The organism is Stenotrophomonas riyadhensis, assembly GCF_040256885.1.
GTDB lineage: Bacteria > Pseudomonadota > Gammaproteobacteria > Xanthomonadales > Xanthomonadaceae > Stenotrophomonas > Stenotrophomonas riyadhensis.
The window spans coordinates 2702432-2724209 of the sequence record NZ_CP155568.1 but is presented as its reverse complement, the minus strand read 5'-3'; the positions used below and the strand labels follow the sequence as shown (position 1 = coordinate 2724209).

The 21778-nt window shown below is 68.0% G+C and carries 19 protein-coding genes; 13 read left to right on the top strand and 6 right to left on the bottom strand.

Features of this window, described 5'->3' with window-relative positions:
• From SriyCCGPB3_RS12745 to SriyCCGPB3_RS12730, 4 genes are read left to right on the top strand one after another with little or no spacing between them, the layout of a single operon-like run.
• Window positions 1–864: a DUF4123 domain-containing protein gene (locus tag SriyCCGPB3_RS12745; protein WP_350259359.1), complete on the top strand. Its 864-nt coding sequence runs from the start codon at window positions 1–3 to the stop codon at window positions 862–864.
• A 19-nt stretch (window positions 865–883) separates the two neighbouring features.
• Entirely contained in the window at window positions 884–1381 is a 498-nt protein-coding gene (locus tag SriyCCGPB3_RS12740) for a hypothetical protein (RefSeq protein WP_162622054.1), read from the top strand.
• Window positions 1368–3065: a T6SS phospholipase effector Tle1-like catalytic domain-containing protein gene (locus SriyCCGPB3_RS12735; RefSeq protein ID WP_350259358.1), complete on the top strand. Its 1698-nt coding sequence runs from the start codon at window positions 1368–1370 to the stop codon at window positions 3063–3065. Before SriyCCGPB3_RS12740 ends, SriyCCGPB3_RS12735 begins: the two co-directional genes overlap by 14 nt.
• Window positions 3066–3121: 56 nt before the next feature.
• Window positions 3122–3895, top strand: coding sequence for a CDP-diacylglycerol diphosphatase (locus SriyCCGPB3_RS12730; RefSeq protein WP_350259357.1), 774 nt, complete (start codon window positions 3122–3124; stop codon window positions 3893–3895).
• On the opposite strand, the gene SriyCCGPB3_RS12725 is transcribed toward SriyCCGPB3_RS12730, so the two are convergent.
• Window positions 3892–4491, bottom strand: coding sequence for a GNAT family N-acetyltransferase (locus SriyCCGPB3_RS12725; RefSeq protein WP_350259356.1), 600 nt, complete (start codon window positions 4489–4491; stop codon window positions 3892–3894). The two genes, SriyCCGPB3_RS12730 and SriyCCGPB3_RS12725, sit on opposite strands and share 4 nt — an antisense overlap.
• A 215-nt stretch (window positions 4492–4706) precedes the next feature.
• On the opposite strand from SriyCCGPB3_RS12725, the gene SriyCCGPB3_RS12720 reads away from it, so the two are divergent.
• The gene (locus SriyCCGPB3_RS12720; RefSeq protein WP_180854482.1) at window positions 4707–7433 is read left to right on the top strand and encodes a TonB-dependent receptor plug domain-containing protein; all 2727 of its coding nucleotides are present in this window, start codon (window positions 4707–4709) and stop codon (window positions 7431–7433) included.
• Window positions 7434–7774: 341 nt separating this feature from the next.
• Window positions 7775–8170 (top strand): hypothetical protein, encoded by a 396-nt coding sequence (locus tag SriyCCGPB3_RS12715; RefSeq protein ID WP_258011545.1) that lies wholly within the window; start codon window positions 7775–7777, stop codon window positions 8168–8170.
• A gap of 29 nt (window positions 8171–8199) precedes the next feature.
• Here the strand turns inward: SriyCCGPB3_RS12715 and SriyCCGPB3_RS12710 are convergent, their stop codons facing one another.
• Window positions 8200–8841: a hypothetical protein gene (locus SriyCCGPB3_RS12710; RefSeq protein WP_153855572.1), complete on the bottom strand. Its 642-nt coding sequence runs from the start codon at window positions 8839–8841 to the stop codon at window positions 8200–8202.
• Window positions 8842–9024: 183 nt separating this feature from the next.
• Between SriyCCGPB3_RS12710 and SriyCCGPB3_RS12705 the strand changes: the two genes are divergently transcribed.
• A complete protein-coding gene (locus tag SriyCCGPB3_RS12705) occupies window positions 9025–10185 on the top strand; it encodes an amidohydrolase family protein (RefSeq protein WP_180854480.1) in 1161 nt (386 codons plus the stop codon).
• Window positions 10186–10234: 49 nt separating this feature from the next.
• Here SriyCCGPB3_RS12705 and SriyCCGPB3_RS12700 read toward each other — a convergent pair whose 3' ends face one another.
• Window positions 10235–10672, bottom strand: coding sequence for a DUF3806 domain-containing protein (locus tag SriyCCGPB3_RS12700; RefSeq protein ID WP_153855570.1), 438 nt, complete (start codon window positions 10670–10672; stop codon window positions 10235–10237).
• A gap of 173 nt (window positions 10673–10845) precedes the next feature.
• Window positions 10846–11727, bottom strand: coding sequence for a LysR substrate-binding domain-containing protein (locus tag SriyCCGPB3_RS12695; protein WP_110712619.1), 882 nt, complete (start codon window positions 11725–11727; stop codon window positions 10846–10848).
• A 121-nt stretch (window positions 11728–11848) separates the two neighbouring features.
• On the opposite strand from SriyCCGPB3_RS12695, the gene SriyCCGPB3_RS12690 reads away from it, so the two are divergent.
• From SriyCCGPB3_RS12690 to SriyCCGPB3_RS12670, 5 genes are all read left to right on the top strand, one after another.
• Window positions 11849–12547, top strand: a complete 699-nt coding sequence (locus SriyCCGPB3_RS12690; RefSeq protein ID WP_110712618.1) for an ankyrin repeat domain-containing protein — start codon at window positions 11849–11851, stop codon at window positions 12545–12547.
• 52 nt (window positions 12548–12599) lie between these two features.
• Entirely contained in the window at window positions 12600–14057 is a 1458-nt protein-coding gene (locus SriyCCGPB3_RS12685; RefSeq protein WP_350259355.1) for an amidohydrolase family protein, read from the top strand.
• 218 nt (window positions 14058–14275) lie between these two features.
• Complete coding sequence (locus SriyCCGPB3_RS12680) at window positions 14276–15331, top strand: sensor histidine kinase (protein ID WP_248857886.1); 1056 nt, start codon at window positions 14276–14278, stop codon at window positions 15329–15331.
• Window positions 15328–16050, top strand: coding sequence for a LytR/AlgR family response regulator transcription factor (locus tag SriyCCGPB3_RS12675; protein WP_180854476.1), 723 nt, complete (start codon window positions 15328–15330; stop codon window positions 16048–16050). The genes SriyCCGPB3_RS12680 and SriyCCGPB3_RS12675 overlap by 4 nt, the downstream gene beginning before the upstream one ends.
• A 131-nt stretch (window positions 16051–16181) precedes the next feature.
• Window positions 16182–17480 carry an acyl-CoA thioesterase/bile acid-CoA:amino acid N-acyltransferase family protein gene (locus tag SriyCCGPB3_RS12670; RefSeq protein WP_350259354.1) on the top strand — a complete coding sequence of 433 codons (1299 nt, stop codon included), beginning with the start codon at window positions 16182–16184 and terminating at the stop codon, window positions 17478–17480.
• A gap of 182 nt (window positions 17481–17662) precedes the next feature.
• Here the strand turns inward: SriyCCGPB3_RS12670 and SriyCCGPB3_RS12665 are convergent, their stop codons facing one another.
• Together SriyCCGPB3_RS12665 and SriyCCGPB3_RS12660 are read right to left on the bottom strand one after the other, a co-directional pair.
• The gene (locus SriyCCGPB3_RS12665) at window positions 17663–18316 is read right to left on the bottom strand and encodes a response regulator (RefSeq protein WP_180854475.1); all 654 of its coding nucleotides are present in this window, start codon (window positions 18314–18316) and stop codon (window positions 17663–17665) included.
• Window positions 18309–21338, bottom strand: coding sequence for a sensor histidine kinase (locus SriyCCGPB3_RS12660; protein ID WP_350259353.1), 3030 nt, complete (start codon window positions 21336–21338; stop codon window positions 18309–18311). Before SriyCCGPB3_RS12660 ends, SriyCCGPB3_RS12665 begins: the two co-directional genes overlap by 8 nt.
• Window positions 21339–21434: 96 nt before the next feature.
• On the opposite strand from SriyCCGPB3_RS12660, the gene SriyCCGPB3_RS12655 reads away from it, so the two are divergent.
• Entirely contained in the window at window positions 21435–21770 is a 336-nt protein-coding gene (locus tag SriyCCGPB3_RS12655) for a hypothetical protein (RefSeq protein ID WP_110712614.1), read from the top strand.
• Window positions 21771–21778: the final 8 nt, after the last annotated feature.

The following is a 21778-nucleotide window of genomic DNA, read 5'->3' as shown; positions in this document are numbered from 1 at the left end:
GTGACCCGGGACTGGCATTTCCCACCTCTCGCGCTGCCGCCACTGGAAGCGGAAGCGCAGCGCTTCGTGCTGCTGGATGGCGCGCAGTGCGACCAACCCTCGCAGGTGCTGCGTACGCTGCCGTGGACGCCGCTGCGGTTGTTTGATGGCCTGCTGGCCGACGGCAGCGAGGACGCCAGCGTGTTCCTGGCACGGCTGCCGCGTGACATGGACATCGATCGCTTCCTGCAGCGGGCGGCTGCGCAGGCACGCTCGCCGGGCCTGCTCAGCCTGATCGACACGACCCTGACCGCTGAGGCGCTGCAGCAGCGCCTGCAACGGCGCCTGGATGCCAGCTACCCCAACGGCAAGGAGTTCCTGGCGCGCTTCTTCGATGCACGCGTGCTGCCCTGGTGGGTGCAGGTGCTCGATGAGCCGCAGTGCCGTGCATTCCTGGCGCTGGGGGAGCGCTGGTGGTACCTGCGGCACGACCTGCAATGGGCGCACCTGGATCTGCACGACGCCGCGCAGGATCCGCATGAACCACCGTGGGTGCTGGAGGCACCGCAGCGGCGTGCCCTGATCGACGCCAGCTACCCCTATACCCTGATCGACCACTTCCAGCTGACCGACCCCGAGCTGTTGGCGCGCCAGCCACGGGCGCGCTGGTACACCTTCTTTCGGCGCGTGGTGGCGACGGCCGCTGCGGCCGGCATCGAAGACAGCCGCCGGGTGGTGATGGTGGCGACCTGGGCGCTGTTGGCCGGTACGGATCTCGGCGAGGACCCGGCATGGCAGCAGCGCCTGCAGGACTTCGCCAGCGGGCGGCGCGGCGCGGCCGATATCGGCGACGAAGTCTGGCCCCTGGAAGAAAGCTGGGATTGAACGGAGCGGGATCGCGATGATGAGCAACAAGTACCTGTGGTGGAGCATGCTGGCGGTGATCGCCGTGCTGGTGATGGGCGTGGGCTGCAGCCGGGCCATGGCACGCGGCAAGACGCCGATCATGTCGTTGTTTGCGTTCAACTACAGCCCGTACTACCTCGCCGACGTGCGCGTCGATGGGCAGTATCTGGGCGGGCTGGACGGGTACACCAATGGCGGCTCCGGGATGGGCCCGCGGGCGCCGCAGGGCAAGGGGCCGGACAGCGTGCGCGTGCGCTGGATCGAGGCCAATCGCTATGACCTGGCGACCAACCGCTACCTGAGTGAAGGGCACCGCGTGCCACGCGAGGCCGTGGTGCCGCTGAAGACCCCCTATCCGCCGAACCCCTCGACGTTGCTGCTGCATTTCTATCCGGACGGCCATGTCGAGGCCGAGCTGCTGGACAAGGGTGTCAACAAATGGAATGTGCGGCGCATGCCAGTGCCGAAGGAGCACAAGGACCATGACCAGTACTGATCCGACCGCGATTCCGGGGCAGGTGGATCTCGAGCCCGGCACTCCCGATCCGGTAGCCCAGGCCGAGGGCACCGCGCGCACGGCGCGGCTGGCCCGCGGCACACGCCCGTTGAGCGATGCCGAGCGCCGCCGCCGCCAGGAAGCGATGTGTAAAACGGTACCCGACAAGGAGGCCGCCACCACGGGCTGTACCCAGAGCCTGCACCTGAGCGTGTTCTTCGACGGCACCGGCAACAATCGCCAGGAGGAACTGGACAAGGACATGGGAGAGCGGGCCCTTTCCAACATCGCCCGCCTTTACGACGCGCATGTAAGGGATCGCCCCAACAGCAAGCGCCAGTACCTGTCCGGTGTGGGGACGCCATGCCCGGAAGTCGGTGACAGCGGTGGCCTGCTGGGACTGTCGATCGGCAAGGGTGGGCGCGAGCGCATCGATTTCGCGCTGCAGGCGCTGGACGAACTGATCGATACCCAGCCGGAGCCGATGCGGATCCTGGTGGTCAGCGTGTCGGTGCTGGGGTTTTCGCGCGGGGCGGCCTCGGCACGGGCGTTCGCCCGCGACCTCGCCGCACGCTGCCGGCGGCAGGCTGACGGCACCTGGCTGTACCGCGAACGCATCCCCCTGCGGATCGGCTTCATGGGCGTGTTCGACACGGTGTGCTCGGTGTGGCCGAGCCTGGCGGCCGCCGCGGTGAACTACCGCAATGGCCATACCGGCTGGGCCGAAGGCATGGGCGTTCCGGAAATCGTGGAGCAGTCGGTGCACATGACCGCTGCCCATGAGCTGCGCGGCCAGTTCCCGCTGGATTCGACCCGCGAGCACGCGCTGTATCCGGCCAACACGGTGGAGATCTGGTTCCCCGGCGTGCATTCGGACGTGGGCGGGGGCTATGACCCCCAGCATCAGGGGCGGCAGAACAGCATCGCGCGCTTTGCGCTGAACGAGATGTACGACATGGCGCAGGCCGGTGGTGTGCTGCTGAATCCGATCAGCCTCCTCGAAGATCAGGTCAAGGCCGAGTTCGACAAGCAGGATCCTGAGCTGCAGGCGGTGTTCAACGCCTATCTGCAGGCGGTGCGGGTCAAGCGTGGACGCATGGAAGACGTGCAGGCTTCGCACATGGAGCTGCTGTACCGCTGGCTGCGCGTGCGCGTGGCGCGCGGTGACAAGCTGCCATCGATGCAACGCCTGGCCGCGCGCGAGGATGCGCTGCGTGAACAGGTGCGGACCCTGCGTCGCCGCCAGTCGCAGCTGCCGTCCCCGTGGAGCAATGACAATCTGCATCTGGCCGAGCAGGGCAATGCGGACAGGACCGCCGAGTGGAACCGGGTTTCCGACGAACTGAAAGCCCGCGATGACGAGCTGTCTGCCGTGCGGAAACAACGCCGCGGGCTGGAGAAGGAGAACGACACGATGCTGGGCAAGATCGTCGGGCTGCGCCGGCGCCGTGAACGCGGTGCGACGCTGACGATGGCCGAGCGCGTCACATTGGAGTCGTGGGACAACACCACGCTGCTGCCGCCGGAGGTGGAGACGTTCTTCGATGGCTATGGCCATGACTCGGTGGCGCACTGGTTCATCGGCAACCTGAGCCAGTGGCGCGTGCTGTACTTCGGCGCGACCAAGTACACGCCGGGCAAGGTGGAGGAAAAAGCCGAGGCGCCGGAGGCGCTGCCTGGCTGAGGGCGCAGGCTACACTAGGCGGCGCGGCCGTGGGTCGTGCCATCGATGTGAGTGCCGTGTCCCGTCCGTTGCTGCTGTTGTCCCTGTCCGTTCTGGCTGGCTGTGCCAGTACGCCTCCGCCGCCGGCCCATTCCGATGCGCTGTGGCGGTTGATCGAGCGTGACTGCCGGGGCGCCGAGGGCCCGCGCGGCGACTGCCTGCGCGTGGAGACGGCGGCGGATCGGCGCGATGTGCTGGTCAAGGATGCGCATGGCGACTACCAGTTCCTGTTGATGCCGCTGGACAAGGTCAGCGGGATCGAGAACCGCGGTCTCTACCAGCGGGGGGCACCGAACTACTTCGCGGCGGCCTGGCGGGCGCGCAGCCATACCGAGCTGGCGCTGGGCCAACCGCTGCCGCGCAGCGTCGCCAGCCTGGCACTGAATTCACCGCATGGCCGCTCGCAGCATCAGCTGCATATCCACGTGGATTGCCTGCGTGCCGACGTGCTGCAGGCACTGGAGGCCCATGCCGGTGAGCTGGGCACCCAGTGGGCAGCGCTGCCGGTGCTGCTGCGCGGCCATCAGTACCAGGCACGCCTGCTGCCGGGGGCGGAGCTGACCGCGAATCCGCTCAATCTGCTGGCCCATGACCTCGCAGGCGTGGACGACGTGGGCCAGTGGAGCCTGGTCGTGGCTGGCCGGGATGCAGTGCAGGGTGGCCCCGGCTTCATCCTGCTGGCCACCCGCGTGGACGCCGGCACCGGCAACGAGGCCAGCGCCGAAGAGCTGCAGGACCACGCCTGCTCGGTGCTGACCGGTGCCGGCAACGCGCTGGAGCGGGTGCGCTAGTCCAGCGCCGGACGCTGGCGGCGCCACATCGGCGCGGTCAGTGCCAGCAACTGGCGGTCCTGCCATCCGTCCAGGCCCAGATGATGGTCGCGCAGCACGCCTTCCTGTTCGAAGCCGAAGGCTCGCAGCGCGTTGGCGAATGGCGCGCTGCAGTCCGGCGGCAGCATCACGAACAGGCGATGCAGGCCGACATCCTCGAACAGGAACGGGCACAGTGCCCGCAGCGCGGCATCGGCATGCGGGTGCCAATGCTGCAGCGACAGCAGTTCGGCGCTGCGCGCGTGCAGCGACTGCAGCCGGATGTGCAGCTGGTCCAGCACCGTGCTGTGTTCATCGTCGAACACCCCCAGCAGCAGCTGGTCGTTGTCCTGCTCCAGGCGGGAACGATGCATGTGGGCGAGAAAGCGGGCTTCCTCGTCGATGCAGCCGGGGTGACGGCGGCCGCGCCGGCGGCGGTCATCGAACAGGCGCCAGCGTGGCAGATCGGTGCGTTGGAACGGACGCAGGGTGACCGGCGCTGCCTGCAACTGCAGCAGGTGGCGGCGCAGCACCGGGCGCAGGGGGGGAAGGGTAGGGGTCGGGTACGAGGTCATCATCCCGGCAACGATGGCCTCGCCCGCAGAGCCAGACCATTCAAAACATTGCAAAAACGGGGCGGGCCTGGGGCCGGGTCTGATTCGGTTCAGGCATAAGCCCATCAGGGCTGGTCATTTCCGTTGAAACCACCCATTCAGGACACTTTCGTTACGGGATCGTTATGTGCCGCACAGGCCGCTGGCCCCGTACCACCACCCACTCCCCCAGGAAGCCCATGTCCGCCTCTCACAAGGCGCTGCGCCCGCGTCCGCTGGTGCTCGCGCTGTCGTCCCTGATGCTGGTCTCGTTGCCGGCCTTCGCGCAGGAAAGCGCACCCACCTCGCTGCAGGAAGTGAAGGTCACCGGCTCGCGCATTCCACGCGCCAGCGTCGAAGGGCCGTCGCCGGTGACGGTGATCAGCCGCGAGCAGATCGACGCGCAGGGCTACCGCAACGCGTTCGATGCGCTGAGCGCGCTGACCGAGAACACCGGCAACGTGCAGGGCGAGGACTTCGGCAACACCTTCACCCCGGCCGCCAACACCATCAACCTGCGCGGGCTGGGCCCGAACCGCACGCTGGTGCTGGTCAACGGCCGCCGCCAGGCCGACTACCCGCTGGCCTACGAGGGCTCGGTGAACGTGGTCAACCTGGCCAACATTCCCAGTGCGCTGATCGAGCGCATCGAGGTCCTGGCGGCAGGTGCGTCGGCGGTATACGGCTCCGATGCGATCGCCGGCGTGGTCAACATCATCCTCAAGGACCGCTTTGAGGGCGTGGACGTGAACGTGCGCGCCGGTGGCACCCAGCAGGGCGGTGGCGACAACCAGCGCGCGCAGGTTGTCGGTGGCAGTTCCGGCGAGCGTTGGGACGCGCTGTTCGGCTTCGAGTTCGATGTGCGCAAGGCGATCCATGCGCGCCAGCGCGACTTCATGGATTCGCTGGACGATGATCCGGCCGGCAAGGCGCCGCAGGCGACTGCGATCGCCTATCGCCGCAATGCCGCCACTGGCCGCAACATCGATCCGGGCGTCACTGGCTGCGACGCGGCGTCGGGCATCTATGGCGGCAGCGTGTTCCGCGCCAACAACCCGCGCCAGGGGTGGTACTGCGGCAGCAACGAGGCCGCCGCCAGCTACTGGACCGTGCAGACCCAGAAGCGCAACCTCAACGGCTATGGCCTGCTGACCTTCCACGTCAACGAGACCACCGATCTGTTCGCCGATCTGGCGGTGGGCAGTGCGCGCATCACCAACAACACCCGTGCGCCTACCTGGACCTCGGCCCGCAACTACTTCTACAACCGGACCACCGGCAACCTGGAAAGCTGGTACCGCCGCTTCGCGCCGGAAGAAATCGGTGGCCTGCCGCGCAACGCGAACCGTTTCCTGGAAAACTCGTGGTCGTTCAACGTCGGCGCGCGTGGCCAGATCGGCGACAGCGGCTGGGACTACGAAGCGGTCTACAGCCGTTCGCGCTACGAGAACCGTACCCGTCGTCCGGTGCTGCTGGCCGGCATCAACGAATACCTGCTTGGCCCGAAGCTGGGCGTGCGCAACGGCGTCGAGATCTATGCACCGGACCCGGCACGACTGTTCAAACCGCTGACGCCGGAGGAGTACCAGGGCCTGTCCGGCTACCAGGAAAGCCGCAACGCGGCGTGGCTGCAGACCTTCAGCGCCAGCGTCAACGGCCGCCTGTTCGCGCTGCCCGGTGGTGACGCTGCGTTGGCAGCGGTGGTCGAAGCCGGCAGCCAGGGCTACCGCAACCGCCCGGACCCGCGGCTGGGAACCGGTGAGTTCTGGAACACCAGCGCCGGTATCGGTGCCGGCGGCGAGCGTGACCGCTACGCCGCGGGCGTGGAACTGCAGCTGCCGCTGCTGCAGTCGCTGACCACCACGCTGGCCGGACGCTATGACCAGTACCGTGCCGGCGGCGAGCACATCGGCAAGGCGACCTGGAGCTTCGGCGTCGAGTTCCGCCCGATCGAGAGCCTGCTGATCCGCGGCTCTGCGGCGACCAGCTTCCGTGCGCCGGACATGAACTACGTGTTCGCTACCGAGACCCGTGGCTACAACCCGGGCATGACCGACTACTGGCGCTGCCGCACCGCCGGCCAGTCGTATGACAACTGCGACTACAACGGCCTGTCGATCGACTACAGCAACCGCGCCAACGCGCAGCTGCAGCCGGAAACGGCCAAGTCGTATGGCTTCGGTGTGGTCTGGTCGCCGCTGTCCGGCCTGGATTTCAGTGCCGACTACTACGACATCCGCATCGACAACGAGGTGACCAGCCTCGATACCAGCCGTATCCTGCGCGACGAGGCCGATTGCCGGCTGGGCCGCACGCTGGGCGGCGAAGCGCGCGATATCGGTTCGCCGCTGTGCCAGGACGCGCTGTCGCGGGTGATCCGCAATCCGTCCAATGCCACCGTGCAGCCGGACCAGGTGACCCGTGTGCTGATCAATCCGATCAATGCGGCCTCCGAATCGGTCCGCGGCCTGGACCTGAAGGGCAACTGGCGTTTCGATGCCGGCCGCTATGGCCGCTTCACCACGCGCCTGGCCTACACCGTGGTGCTGGAGCACAAATACCGACAGTTCTCCGATGATCCGGAGCGTGACATCCGCAATTCGCTGGATGACTACCAGTGGCGCAGCAAGGCCAACGGCAGCATCACCTGGAACCAGGGTGACTGGACCACCACGCTGTACGGCAACCGCTTCGGCTCGCTGCCGAAGACCGATGGCAGTGGCCGCATCGCGCCGTACATGACTTACAACGCCAGCGTGTTCCGCCAGTTTGGCGAGAATCTGTCGGTGGGTGTGATCGTCAACAACCTGCGTGACAGCCGCCCACCGGCGGACAAGAACGGAGGCGGCTGGCCGTTCTATCCGGTCGGCAACTACGATCCGTATGGCCGCCAGTACTGGGTGCAGCTGGACTACCGGTTCCGTTGATCCCGCAGGCGAACGAAAGGCCCGGCATTGCCGGGCTTTTCTTTGTGCAGCGCACCCGTGTAGCCGCTGCGTGCGTGGCATGCTGTGACGCTACCCGGAGGAGGATGCGCATGGATGTCAGGGTGTGGAGCGTGATTGCAGTGCTGGCTGTTACAGGTTGCAGTGGCAAGCAGGCGGCCAGCGTGGAGGATGCCGCGGAGGTGGCCAATGCTGGGCCTGCGCAGCCTCACGCGCAGCCAGCGGAGCACGCTGGGCCATCGCGCGCGGCAACGGCATCGAGCGCCACGACGGCTGCCGCTGGGCCCGCGCGAACGGAGGGGCACTTCCTCGAGGGCGAGCGCATGCTGCTGAGCGAGGGTGCGGTGTCCGTGCAGAAGAGCGAGGCGCTGCTGGGTTCCGACAAGGCTTTCGCGCAGGCAATCAGCCAGTTCGAGCGCGATGCGGCCGGCCACCCCGAAGTGCAGGACCTGACCCGCCTGTACAGGACGGCCGCCAACCGGCTCATGGGCCAGGACGGCACGCTGGTGTCCCTTGCCTGCGGCTACAGCCTGTGTGTTGGCGAGATCCGCAGCCGCACCGATGAGGATTTCAGTGCCTGGTCCGAAGCAATCGGCATGGACAAGGCGGCCCCGGTCTACAGCCTTGCCACGGCGCCGATGACATGGGGCAGGGACCAGCACGGTGGGCGTTTCGTGTTCTCGGTGGACCCGGCCGCCAACGGCATGGCGGGCCCGTAGCACCGGCGGATGCCCGGCGCCAGGGCGCGTTACGGAAGCGCCTGCAGCAGGTACGACTCGATGACGTAGCTGAAAGGCTGCTGCTGGCGGTCACGCAGCAGGGCGCGCACTTCCAGGATCACGCCGTGGTCGCCTTCGCCGCGTGGCGGCCAGAAGGTCTGGTCGGCCAGGGTCTGGCGCTGGAAGCCCAGCGGACCGACCACGCGACCGAACGGTTCGTCGGTGCTGTCCAGTACCTGGTTCATGGCCGGGCTGAGGTGGCCAGGCAGGTACCAGTTGTCGGCCTCGGACAGCACGCGGCTGCCGCAGACCAGCTGCACACGGCGATAGCGCAGGTCGGTGCCGGGTTTCGCGCCCAGTGCCTGCAGCACGTCGGCCGGTGCCGTCTTGTCCTGGCCGTGCACGCGCACCGCGCGGACCCGTGCCTGTTCGGCCAGCCCATGTTCGGCGCACCAGTGTTCCAGGGTGGCGGTCGCGCTCTGTCCGGACAGCACGCGCTGGTGCAGGCGCTCGACGAGTGCAGCCGGGGCGATGCGCTGCTGGCCCGGCGGCGACTGCAGCGGCGCAGCGGCCGCAGCATCAGTGGCGGACAGGCTGGCGATCGGCGCGGCGGCGAGCAGGGACGCGGCCTGCCAGCGGCGGAGACGATCGTGGCGGTCGGACGGGCCCATGTGGCATCACAGCGGAAACAGGCGCCTATGGTACCTGTTCAGCGGTGTGCACGGTGTCGCTGCGACCGGCGGTCGCAGGGGCATTCATCGCTCTGGTGAATGCGTGCCATCCAGATATTTCGTTGGCCGATGGTTGTGTCGAGGCGCAGGATGGCGCCAGTCCTGGCTTTCCTGGAGTTCCCGATGACCCTGCAGTTCGTCCACGGTGGCGTTGACCGCGATGGCGCACCGCTGCATTTCCATATCCGTGATGGCCGCATCAGCGGGCTCAATGGCGATGCTGCGCCTGCCGATGAGGCGGAATGCGTCGATCTGAAGGGCTTCGCGGTGCTGCCCGGGCTGGTCGATGGCCACATTCACCTCGACAAGAGCTTCGTCGGCGACCGTTGGCACCCGCATCAGCCGGTGAACAGCCTGCGTGAGCGGCTGGCGGTGGAAAAGGCGGCAGTGGCGGCTGCGGCGCCGATGGTCGATCGTGCCGAGGCGCTGATCCGCCAGTGCAGCGGCTTTGGCACCGTGGCGATGCGCTGCCATGTCGACATCGATGGCAGCACCGGCCTGCGTCATCTGGAAGCGGTGCGCGAGGCCGCACTGCGCTGTGCCGACATCATGCATGTCCAGCTGGTGGCGTTCCCGCAGGCCGGCGTGATGTCCTGCCCGGGTACCGCCGCCGTACTGGAGCAGGCGCTCGCCGCTGGCGTGGAGGTGCTCGGTGGCATCGACCCCACCACGCTCGATGGCGATGCCGAGGGCCAGCTGGCACTGTTGTTCGGCCTGGCCGAGCGCTATGGCGTGCAGCTGGACATCCACCTGCATGAGCCCGGCGAAACCGGCCTGGCCCAGCTGCTGCGTATCGCCGCGCGGACCCGGGCCGCCGGCCTGCAGGGAAGGGTGGCGGTCAGTCATGCCTATTCGCTGGGCGAGGTGCCGCTGTCGCGCGCGCTGCAGGTGGGCGAAGCATTGGCCACGGCCGGCGTAGCGATCATGAGCAACGCGCCGGGTGATCATGCGTTCCCGCCGCTGCGCGCGCTGCATGATGCCGGCGTGCGCGTGTTTGCCGGCAACGACAACATCCGTGACTGCTGGTGGCCGTATGGCAACGGCGATCTGTTGCAGCGGGCGATGCTGCTGGGCTACCGCTCCGGCTTCCATACCGATGCCGACCTGATGCTGGCGCTGGACATGGTGACCACCCATGCCGCGCAGGTGATCGGCTTGCCGCAGTACGGTCTTGTGGAAGGGCATCCGGCCACTTTCGTGGCGGCGCGTGCCGATCACGGCCCGGCCGCTGTGGCCGGGGTGCCGGTGGAACGACGCGTAGTGGTTGACGGTCGCTGGCTGTAGATCCGCGCCGGGCCAACCCGTGTAGCGCCGAGCCACGCTTGGCGGCTTTTCAGACGTAATCGTCGGCGCGGGTAGCGACGAACTCTTCCAGCCACGCCAGCAGATGGGCGATGTCGATGACCTCGCCCTGCTCGACGCGCTTGAGCAGCAGCGTGCTGGCGCCGATCTGCAGGCTGCTGTCGGCATAACGCAGCACCGCATCAATGCCCCAGGCATCGGTGACCTGCATCCAGGCCAGGCCCGGCACGCGCTGGGCCAGGGTGTCACCGAACGCCACGCCCAGCGCTTCCCAGCCATCGCAGTCGTTGCGGTCGATCAGCTCGGCATCGACCACGCGCTGCAGCGTGGCGGCCGGCAGCGGCCACTGCACCGGTAGCGTCGGAAAGCCGGCGGCCACGCGCGCAGCGATCAGCGAACGCTGGTGCTGCAGATGTGTCTGCAGGGCAGCGGGCAGGGGATCGAAGCGGGCGGGGATTTCGTCGGACATGGCAAGGCGCCGTGGAGCACGGAAACAACAGGCACCGTAGCCGGCGATGTAGTGCCCTGGTGCGGCGGGTCTGATCAGATATCGATGATCAATGCGCGAGATCCATGCCCGCGCTGGACAATGTGGCTGTCGAGGTTGCCGGCCAGCGGCCGGCACTACCTCTGGTGCGGTGGTCAGTCCGGTTCGCGCTGCACCTGGCGCCACAGTTCGCTGGCCAGCGCACGCACCGCATCATCGGCATCGGCGCGATGCAGCAGGCCGATCTCGTAGTTGTCGATCACCGGCAGCTCGCGCTCGCCATCGATGATGCGGTGATCGCGGGTGACCGCGCGGCGTGGCAGCAGGCTGATGCCGATGCCATCGGCCACCGCGCCCTGGATGCCACTCAGCGACGAACTGGTGAAGGCGATGCGCCAGCGCAGGCCCAGCGCCTCCACGGCGTGGATCATCTCGTCGCGGTACAGCCCGCGCGGCGGGAAGGTGACCAGCGGCAACGGGTCCTGCTGCAGGCAGCTGCTGCGCAGGCTGTCGATCCAGTGCATCGGCTCGCGCCGGCAGTGCACCGCCTGGCGCGTGTTGCGGCGTTGCTTGACCAGCACCAGGTCCAGCTCGCCATGGTCGAAGCCGTGGGCCAGGTCGCGGCTGAGGCCGCTGCTGATCTCCAGTTTCACCTGTGGGTGGCGGCGGCTGAAGGCGGCCAGCATGCGCGTGGTCTGTGCGTTGACGAAGTCCTCGGGCACGCCGATGCGCACTGCGGTTTCCACGGTGGCGCCGGCCAGCGCCTGCGCCATTTCCTCGTTCAGGTCGAGCATGCGCCGCGCGTAGCCAAGCAGGGTGTGACCGGCGTCGGTGGGGTGTACGTCGCGGTGGCCGCGTTCGAGCAGGCGATGCCCGGCCAGTTCCTCCAGTCGGCGCACCTTCTGGCTGACCGTGGACTGGGTCGAATGCAGGCGCGTGGCCGCCGTGGTGAAGCTGCCGCAGTCGGCCACCATCACCAGCGCCCGCAGCAGGTCCAGTTCGAACAGCGTTCTATTCGATTTGGCACTGTCTTGCATTTGAACATTTCACTTCTGGATGCGCGTGACGACTTCTACCATGCAGGGGAGGGGGCAGCAAGCACCGCGCCCCGGTTGTACCGGCATCGCCCGCAGTGCTCGCCGCACAGGAGAACCGAAGATGCGAATCCATCGTTGCCATCGCTGGCCCGCTCCGATGGGGCGCCTGTTGCTGCTGTGCCTGCTGGCGATGGTCATTCCAGCCTGTTCGGCCACCGCGGGCTCGGCTGATGGCCGCCTGCGCGATGCCGCCACCCGCGGCGATGCCGAGGCGGTGCGCGGAGCGCTGGAAGACGGCGCCGATCTGGAGGCGCGCGATGGCCAGGGCCGCACCGCGCTGCTGCTGGCCACGCACGGCAACAACGTGGATGCCGCGCGTGAACTGATCGAAGCCGGCGCCGACGTCAACGCCAAGGATGCGTTGCAGGACAGCGCCTACCTGTACGCCGGCGCGCGTGGACTGGACGAGATCCTGGCGATGACCCTGGCGCATGGCGCTGACCTGCGCAGCACCAACCGCTACGGCGGCACCGCCTTGATTCCCGCCGCCGAGCGCGGCCACGTCGCCACCGTGCGCACGCTGCTGCGTGCCGGCGTCGCTGTGGACCATGTCAACCGCCTGCACTGGACCGCGCTGCTGGAAGCGATCCTGCTCGGGGATGGCGGCGCGCGCCACGTGCAGATCGTGCAGCTGCTGCTGGAGGCCGGCGCCGACCCCGAACTGGCCGACGGCGACGGCGTGACGCCGCTGGCGCACGCGCGCCAGCGCGGCTATACCGGAATTGAAACCCTGCTGCGCCAGCACGGCGCGGCACGCTGAAGACCGTCCCCTTCCACCCTGCACGCTGCGCGTGCCCACCAGGATGCTGTCCATGTTCCGTTCCCGTCCGTTGTCCCTTGCCATCCTCCTTGCGGTGGCCCCGCTGTCGGCCTCGGCCGCCGAGCGCGCTGACCTGTTGATCCGCAATGCCACCGTGGTCGATGTCGAGCACGCCAGCACCCTGGCTGGGCAGAGCGTGGTGATCCGTGGCGAGGACATCGTCGCCGTCGGCCCGGACGCCACGATGCACAGCCAGTGGAGCGCTGCCCGCCAGATCGATGCCAAGGGCAAGTACCTGATCCCGGGCCTGTGGGACATGCACGTGCATTTCGGCGGTGGCCCGGCGCTGATCGAAGAGAACAAGGCGCTGCTGCCGCTATATATCGCGCACGGCATCACCACCGTGCGCGACTGTTCCGGTGACCTGCCCGAGCAGGTGCTGCAGTGGCGCGGCGAGATCGCAAAGGGCACGCTGTTTGGTCCGCGCCTGCTCAGTTCGGGCGCGAAGATCGAAGGCATCAAGCCGGTCTGGAAGGGCACGATCGAGGTGGGGAGCGAGGCTGACGCCGACAAGGCGATCACCCGCCTGCAGCACGACAAGGTTGATTTCGTGAAGATCACCGACAGCACGCTGAAGCCGGAACTGTTCCTGTACTCGGCCAGTGCTGCGCGCAAGGCCGGCTTCAAGGCCTCGGGGCATATTCCGATGGCACTGACCGTGGAGCAGGCGGTCGATGCCGGCCTGGCCTCGATCGAGCATCTGGATTACGCATTCAAGGCCGGCAGCAAGGACGAAGCGCAGATCGCTGCCGACTTCGGTGCCGGTCGCATCGACCGCGCCGAAGCCAACCGGCGCCTCGACGCCAGCTTCGACCGCGACACGGCGATGCACGCGTACCGCGATTTCGCAAAGCGCGGCGTATTCGTGACCCCGACCCTCAACGGCGGCCGCATCCTCGACTACCTCGACCAGGATGACCACGCCAACGATCCGTACCTGGCCTATATCGGTCCGGGCCTGCGCGCGACCTACCAGTGGCGCGTCGACCGTGCCGCCAAGGCCACGCCGGCACAGATCGAAGCGCGCCACGCGCAGTATCACCAGGTCGCGGCGGTGCTGCCGATGCTGCAGGAAGCCGGTGTGACGATCATTGCGGGCACCGATGCGGGTTTCCTCAACTCGTTCAACTTCCCGGGCATCGCCCTGCACCAGGAGCTGCAGCTGTTCGTGAAGGAGGGCCTGAGCGCACCGCAGGCGCTGTCGGCCGCAACCCGTTCCGGCCCGTCCTGGTTCGGCCAGATGGACCGTTATGGTGGAGTCGCGCAGGGCAAGGCCGCCGATCTGGTGCTGCTGACCGCCAACCCGCTGCAGGACATTGCTGCCACCGAAAAAATCGACAGCGTGATCCTGCGCGGCAACGTGTATGACCGCGCCGCGCTGGACAAGATGCTGGCCGACACCAAGACCAAGGTCGCAGCGTGGAATGTCGAGGCTGCGAAGGCGCAATGATAGACAGGGTCAGAGCCCTTCCCCGTGGGAAGGGATCCGACCCTGGGGCCTCGAACGGAATCCACGCATGGCGTGGATCTACCGGTAACCTTCAAGGCATCGCCACCTGCGGTCAGCAGTAGATCCACGCCATGCGTGGATGAGCCCCTTGCTTCCGGCACGGGAACGATCCGGTGCGGGCACCTAGCATGGTGCCCGTTTCCGGTTTGAATCCCTGCATGCCTGTTTCCCCTGACTTCCTGCTGCCTGCCGCAGAGCCGCCACTTTCGTTGCCACGCCCGTGTTGGGTGATGCTGGCCCTGTGGGGGCTGTTGATCGCCACCGCGGTGCCTGCAGTACACCTGAGCCAGACACCCGGTGGTCTGCTGCCGGCGGCGTTGTTCATCCTGGGCGCCGAGCTGCCCTGGATGCTGGCGACGCCGGCGTTGTGGGCAGCGTGCCGGCGCTGGCCACTGCCTGGACGCCGGCATCTGATTGGCTGGCTGGGTCTGGGCCTGCTGCTGACCCCATTGCTGACCGCACTGGGATGGACCTTGGGCCACCTGCTGCTGCAACAGTGGCAGGCGCGACCCTGGCCTGCACCGGCGCAGGTGATGCGTGCGATCGGTATCACGGCGTTGTTCGCATTGCCGACCTTCATCGCGGTGGCGGGCGTGGGTCATGGCCTGGCCGGGTTGCAGCGCTTGAAGGCGCAGTCGGAGGTGCTGCGGCAGGCCCGTGAAGCCGCCCTGCGCCAACATCTGCAGCACCACTTCCTGTTCAATGCACTCAACGCCATTGGTGGCCTGGCCCTGCAGCACCCCGGCATGGCGGACATGGCGTTGGCACAGCTGTCCTCGCTGCTTCGCGATACCCTGCAATGCCCGCCGCATCGCGCCCTGGCCGATGAGCTCGGAGCCGCCCAGGACTATGTGGCCCTGCAGTCGCTGCTGCGCGACGAGGCGCTGCAGCTGCACCTGCAGGCCAGCGCCCAGGCCCTGGCGTGGCAGGTGCCGGGCCTGCTGCTGCAGCCGTTGATCGAGAACGCGGTCCTGCACAGCGGCTGGCAGCCCGGTGATGCGCCCTTGCGGATCGAGCTGCATGCGCAGGTGGAAGGAGGCCTGCTTGAGGTGACGCTGTTCAATCCCTGCATGCGCCCCTCTACGAGCGATGGCCTGGGTACTGGCCACGCTGCGGTGCAGCGGCGGCTGGCGTTGTCGGGAGGCAGGCTGCAGGCCGGCAGCGAGCACGGTGGCTACCGTGCACGGCTGGTCCTGCCGGAGGTCGTCGCATGACGCGTCCATTGAGTGTCCTGCTGGTGGACGACGTTGCACTGGCGCGTGGCCGCCTGCGCCAGTTGCTGGTTGACATTCCGCAGGTCCGGATCGATGCCGAAGCCGCCACTCTTTCGCAGGCACGCGAGCAGCTGCGGGGGCGCCGATTCGATCTGTTGCTGCTGGATCTGGTGCTGCCCGACGGTCGCGGCTGGGAGTTGCCGCAGCAGCAGCCGGCGCTGGCGGCACACACCATCTTCGTCACCGCGCTACCACAGCACGCGCTGCGCGCCTTTGAACTGGGCGTAGCCGACTATCTGCTTAAACCGGTGGCGGCGCCGCGCCTGCAGGAAGCGATCGAGCGCGTGCGCCGGTTGGCGGGGCTGGCACCGGCTACGGACCACGGTGCGCAGGCGCTGGCAGTACCTGGTACCGGTGGCGTCCAGTATGTGCCGCTGGCGCAGATCGACTATGTCGACATGGCCGGACACTACGCCTGCGTGCACGTAGGACAGCAACTGCATCTGCTTCGCGAACCTCTGGCACAGCTGGCCGGGCGACTGGCGGGGGGAGGGCTGCTGCGCGTGCATCGTTCGATACTGGTGAATCCGCTGCGGGTGCGATCACTGATCGAGCGTCACAATGGCGATGCGCTGCTTGTGTTGGCCGACGATGTGCAGCTACCTGTCAGCCGCAGCTACCGGCCGGCGCTGGAAGCAGCACTGGCGACACGTACCTGACGCACGGCTGGTGCCAGAGATGGAACGGTTGGCGCCATCGTCGCCGAAGTATGCAATCCACGCGCTGCGGGCAGTGCACCCTGCGGTTTTGCAGAGCGAGGCGGGATATGCGGATGCGTTGGAGCGTGGGGGTGTTGCTGGGCGTGCTGACGCTGCCTGCGTTGGCTGATGTAAGGGTCAACGTCGAGGATCATCAGGGGCGCGCCGATCGCGTGCCCATCATTACCGTCGAGGGGCTGGCGGCGGCCGAAGCGATCCAGCTGCGGTTGTCGATGCAGGACAGTGCCGGCCAGCGCTGGCAGTCACAGGCCGTACTTCGCGCGGACCTCCAAGGGATTGTCGACACCTCACGCAGCGGCTCCGAGCAGGGCAGCTACCGGGGTATCGACGCCAGCGGGCTGATCTGGTCGATGCAGCCGCAGGAAGGAAGGGCCCGTGCACTTCCCGTGCAGTGGCAGCGCTCCGGCGATGGCGTGGGGTTCCAGCCACAGACCTTCGAACTGGAGGTGGAGCGTGCAGGATCGGTGGTTGCACGGCGTTCCCTGCAGCGCCACCTGATGCTGCCTGGGGTGCGGGTGCAACGGGTCCAGATCGAGGGTCGCCCCGCGCACCTGTACCTGCCGGCGGACCTGAAAACCGATGCAGGGGCGCCCGCAGTGGTGGCCTTGGGCGGTGCGGAAGGTGGATTCGACGGTGGTGACCTCTATGCCGCCTGGTTGGCGAGCAACGGCTACGTCGCGCTGTCGGTGGCGTGGTACCGCGGGCCGGGGGTGCCCAAGGACCTGATCGAGGTTCCGCTCGAAACCGTGCGCGATGCAGTGCATTGGCTGCAACGGCATCCCTGCGTGGACCCGCAGCGGGTGGGGCTGATGGGAGGCTCCTGGGGCGGCATCGTGACCATGGCGACGGCGGTGCATCTGCCCGGGCTGCGCGCCGCGGTGTCCTGGGTCGGCAGTCCAGCCCCGTTCCGCGGTATTGCACGCGACGTGGCTCCTGCGGATTTCCGCGCGGTGGAGCGATCACCATTGAGCTGGCAGGGCCGGCCGCTGCCGTGGCTGCCGTATCGCGAGGAGATTGACTGGGGTAGGCCGGGGCCGCAGTGGGAACCGGCATTGCGTGCGGCGATGCTGCCCATCGGGAACATCGCTGCACGCACGCTGTGGATTGGTGGAGGGGATGATCGCCTCGGCGATTCAGGTGTGATGATGGCGGTGGCGCAACGCCAGCTGGCGGCGGCCGGGCGGGGAACGCGCGATCGCTTCCTGTATTACGCAGACGCCGGACATCTGCTCACGCCGATCCTGCAGCCGACCACCCATCGCCATGATGTGGGCCCGTTCATTGACGTGGGGGGTACCGCTGAAGGTCACGCGCTTGCGGACCGTGAGGTAGGGCCCGCGGTGCTCGCGTTCCTGGCCGAGGCGCTGTAGCTGGAAGTGCGCCGCCTTGTCCTTGGACCGAACGTCGGGATGGTCGACCCCGATTGCGATTCATCCACGCATGGCGTGGCTCTACCGCCATCCCACGGATTCCATGCTGTTGCCGTTGAGGTTGCCGGCCAGCGGCCGGCACTACCGCAGGTGCAGGGCCGCAGGCCCTGCCGAACAACCCCCTAATCGTGACCGCTGTCGTCCAGGCTGATGATCCCGCGCCGCAGCGCCTGGGTGACCGCGTGCGTGCGATCACCCACGCCGAGCTTGTCCATCAGGCTCTTCATGTGCGCTTTCACCGTCTGCTCGGAAATCTGCATGCGCTCGCCGATGCGCTTGTTCGACAGCCCGCTGGCGACGTGCCGCAGCACCTCGGTTTCACGCGGTGACAGCCGATCCTCGACGACATGCGCCGCAATGCTCGCCGCCACTGCCGGCGGAATCGGTGCGCGCCGGCCACCGGCGACGATGCGGATGGTGTCGATCAGTTCGTGACGCAGCATGTCCTTCAGCAGGTAGGCGCTGGCACCGGCCTGCAGCGCGCGGACCGCGCGTACGTCACCACGGTAGGTGGTCAGCACGATGATGCGCGCGCGCGGGTCCATCGCGCGGATCCGCGCGATCGCTTCGACGCCATCCAGCCGTGGCATCTGCAGGTCCATCAGCACCACGTCGGGCTGCAGCCGCTGGTAGCAGGCGATGGCTTCCTCGCCATCGGCGGCCTCGCCGAGCAGGCGCAGATCGGGTTGTGCGCCCAGCAGGGCGGCCAGGCCGTCGCGCAGCAGTGGATGGTCGTCGACCACCAGCACGCCGATCGGGGCAGGGGACTCAGTCATGGTTTGCTTTACTCCAGGGCCAGCGCCAGCGCGATGGACGGCGGTGATACAGGCGCCGTGCCGGGACCGCCAGCGCCACTTCGGTGCCCAGGCCGGGCCGGGTCCACAGCTGCAGTTCGGCGCCAAGACGTTGTGCACGTTCACGCATGCCCTGCAGCCCCCAATGGCCGTGGCCGGCGTCTTCATCGGTGATGCCGACGCCATCATCGCGCACGTGCAGCAGGAAGCACCGCGTGCCGTAGGACAGCTCCACTTCGATGGCGCTGGCGTTGGCATGGCGCAACGCATTGCGGATGGCTTCGCGTCCGATCAGGAACACTTCTTCGGCGGCATCGGCCTGCAGTGGTGGGGTTGCGCCTTCCACGGTCAGGCGCAGTGGATTGGTGCCATGCCCGGCGTACTCGGCATGCACATCGGCCAGCGCTGAAGCGAGGTCACGGCCGGCGAAGGGACCATCACGCAGTGCGTTGACCCGCTCACGGCCCTCGGCCAGGTTGCGCTCGGCCAGTTGCATCGCCGATTCCAGCTGGCCGCGCACCGTGTCCGGGGTCTGCGGCGACTGGCTGATCGCGTGCAGGCGCAGGATCAGGCCCTGGCTGCCCTGCAGCAGGGTGTCGTGCAGGTCGCGGGCAATGCGTTCGCGTTCGCCGTTGCGCTCCTGCAGGCGTGCGCGGAACAAGGCCGCCAGTTGCCCGCTGCGGATTCGCACCGCCATCACCAGCAGCGCGAGGATCGCGGCTGCGCACAGCAGCTTGAACCACACGGTCTGCATGAAGGTGGGCGCGATGCGGAAGCTGCGGCTGGCAGGCGTAGTGCTCCAGATACCGTCTTCGTTGGCGGCCTCCACGTCGAACCGATAATTGCCCGGGGCGAGGTTGGTGTAGTACGCCCGCGTGCTGCTGCCGGCATCCTGCCAGCCATCGTCAACGCCGGACAGGCGATAGCGGTAGCGGTTGCGCTCCGGACGTGCCAGCGACAGCGCCACGTAGTCGATCGGCAGCTGGCTGGTGCCGGCCGGCAGGCGCAGGCCGTCACGCAGGGGCTCGTGTGCGCTGCCGTACAGCACTTCGCCGATGCGCACGCTGGGCGCCATGGTGTTGATGTGCGAGCGCGTGGTATCCAGCCAGGCCAGGCCCTGGTTGGTGGCCAGCCACAGCAGTCCGTCATCGGCCAGCGCGGCGGTGGCGATCGGTCCGCTCTGCAGGGCGATGCCCGGCATGCCATCCACCGCATCGAACAGGCGTGGCGTCACCGGCTGCCCGGTACGCAGCGCCCGTCGCAGCTGATCGCTCCCCAGCCGGACCAGGCCACGGCTGCCATTGAGCCACAGGTGACCGTGCGCATCGGCAACCATGCCGGTGATGCCCTCCAGCACGCCGGCCATGTCGGTGTTGACCGGCATGAAGCGGCCCTTGCCGATGCGGGCGGCCAGCCCGGCCTCACCGGCCACCAGCAAAAGATCCTCGTGGTGTAGCAGTGCGGTGACCGGGCCGACCGACAGCCCGTGGTTGGCATCGAAGGTTTCGATGCGGGTCGCTCCCATGCTGCGCAGCCGGCCGTCGGCATAGCCGAGCAGCAGCTGGCCATTGGCATCCAGCGCCAGTGATGAGCAGGCCTGTTCGGGCAGGCGCGTTTCGCGCTGCCACTGGCCGTGCAGATAATGCAGCACGCCACGTTCACCGGTGCAGACCCAGGCCTGGTCGTCATCGGCGAACAGCAGGGCATGCAGCGGTTGCCCGGTGAAGGGCTCGGGCAGCGGAATCAGCGTGGAGTGGCCAGCCACCGTGCGTGCCAGGTTGACCCAGTCGAACTGCCAGATCGGCGTGGGCGCCCGGCGCGCGGCCGCCTGCAGTTGTGCGGCGCTGCCTTCCAGCAGTGGCCGGCGCAGGTCGTACGGCTTGAGGTCCTCGCCGTAGCCGTACACACGCCCATCGCTGGCCCGCACCAGCGAGCGATAGGGATCACTGGGGCCGACCGCCAGCGTGTGCACGCTACGCGCGCGGAAGCGGTTGAGGCCGAGATTGGTGCCAACCCAGAGATTGCCTTCGCGGTCGGCGATGATCGGCACGGCCGAGGTGGCGGTCAGCCCGTGCGGCGAATCGAAACGCTCCATGCGCACGGCGCGGCTGCCGTCGAACGTGATCCGCGCGACACCGCCATGCGGGCTCATCGTGGCCCATAACGCGCCGTCGGCAGTGAACTGCAGGCGTGCGGCGACCAGGTCCGGCAGGCGTCGCGCTTCGCGTTCGCTGTCCGGCAGCAGGCCCTGCGCGTTGGCCAGCGGCGAGGTGCCGCGCACACGGTCGGCCAGCCAGACTTCGCCCTGCGGGCTCTCGGTCAGCGTCGCCATCTGGGATACGGCGATGCCGGTGTCCTCGAAACGCGGCTGGCCTGCAGGGCGCATCCAGATCCTGAGGTCGGCCAGTACCCAGAAGGTGCCGCGGCTGTCGTGCAGCACCCATTGCACGCGGTGTTCCGGCACCCCGGCGCCCGCGGGCAGCGGCTGCCAGCGCTGGCCATCGAACTCGCGCAGCCCTCCATTGATGGCCGCCCACATCCGGCCGTCGCGGTCCTGGCTGAAGTGCGGGACCACGCCAACCGGCACGCCCTGGCCGCGGCCGTAGTTGTACAGCTGGCCGCGCGCGAACTGGCTGATGCCTGCCTGGAAATAGCCGATCCACAGTGCGCCATCGGCGCTGTGTTCCAACGTGACCATGTTGGTGGACGGGTAGCGGGTGCCAGCCGGTGGCGCCTGCCGTTCGAAGCGGCGTCCATCGAAACGGTACAGGCCCGAACCGGTGGCCAGCCACAACAGGCCGTCACGGTCCTGGCTGATGTCCCAGATGTCACCGGGTGCACCCTGGCCGACCCGCCACGCGGTGTGCTCGTAGCCAGGCAACCCGCTGCTCACGGCCGGTCGCTGCACGGCAAGGGCGGGCAGGGCGGTCCACAGCAGCAGGCACGTCAGCAGCGCCGGCAGGCGACGCAGGAACGGGAAGGGGCGGCCATGCATGGCGCGCATTCTGGCAGGTGCGGGGCAGCCCCGGGTGACCCGAACGGGGTAGGCGCCTGGTGCCGAGGTCGGCTATCACGCCGGCATGTCCTGTGGAGCCCGGCCATGCAGCGCCTGTTCGTGATGTTCCCCGACCGCGGGCCGGGCATCGGCCTGCTGTGGCTGCGGCTGTGCGTGGCCGCTGCGTTGTGCACGCCGGGCACGCACGCCGCGGGCTGGCTGTCGGCGCTGTGCCTGCTGGCGGTGGCGATGCTCGCGCTGGGCGTACTGACGCCGCTGGCGGTACTGCCGGCAACACTGGGCCTGTATGCACAGGCACTGCCGTGGCCACTGGTGGTGTTGCCGCTGGCCTTGCTGGCGCTGGGCCCGGGTGCCTATTCACTGGATGCGCGGCTGTTCGGTCGTCGCCGGCTCGGCCATCGGCCTCCCCCATTCGGGTAGGTGCTGGC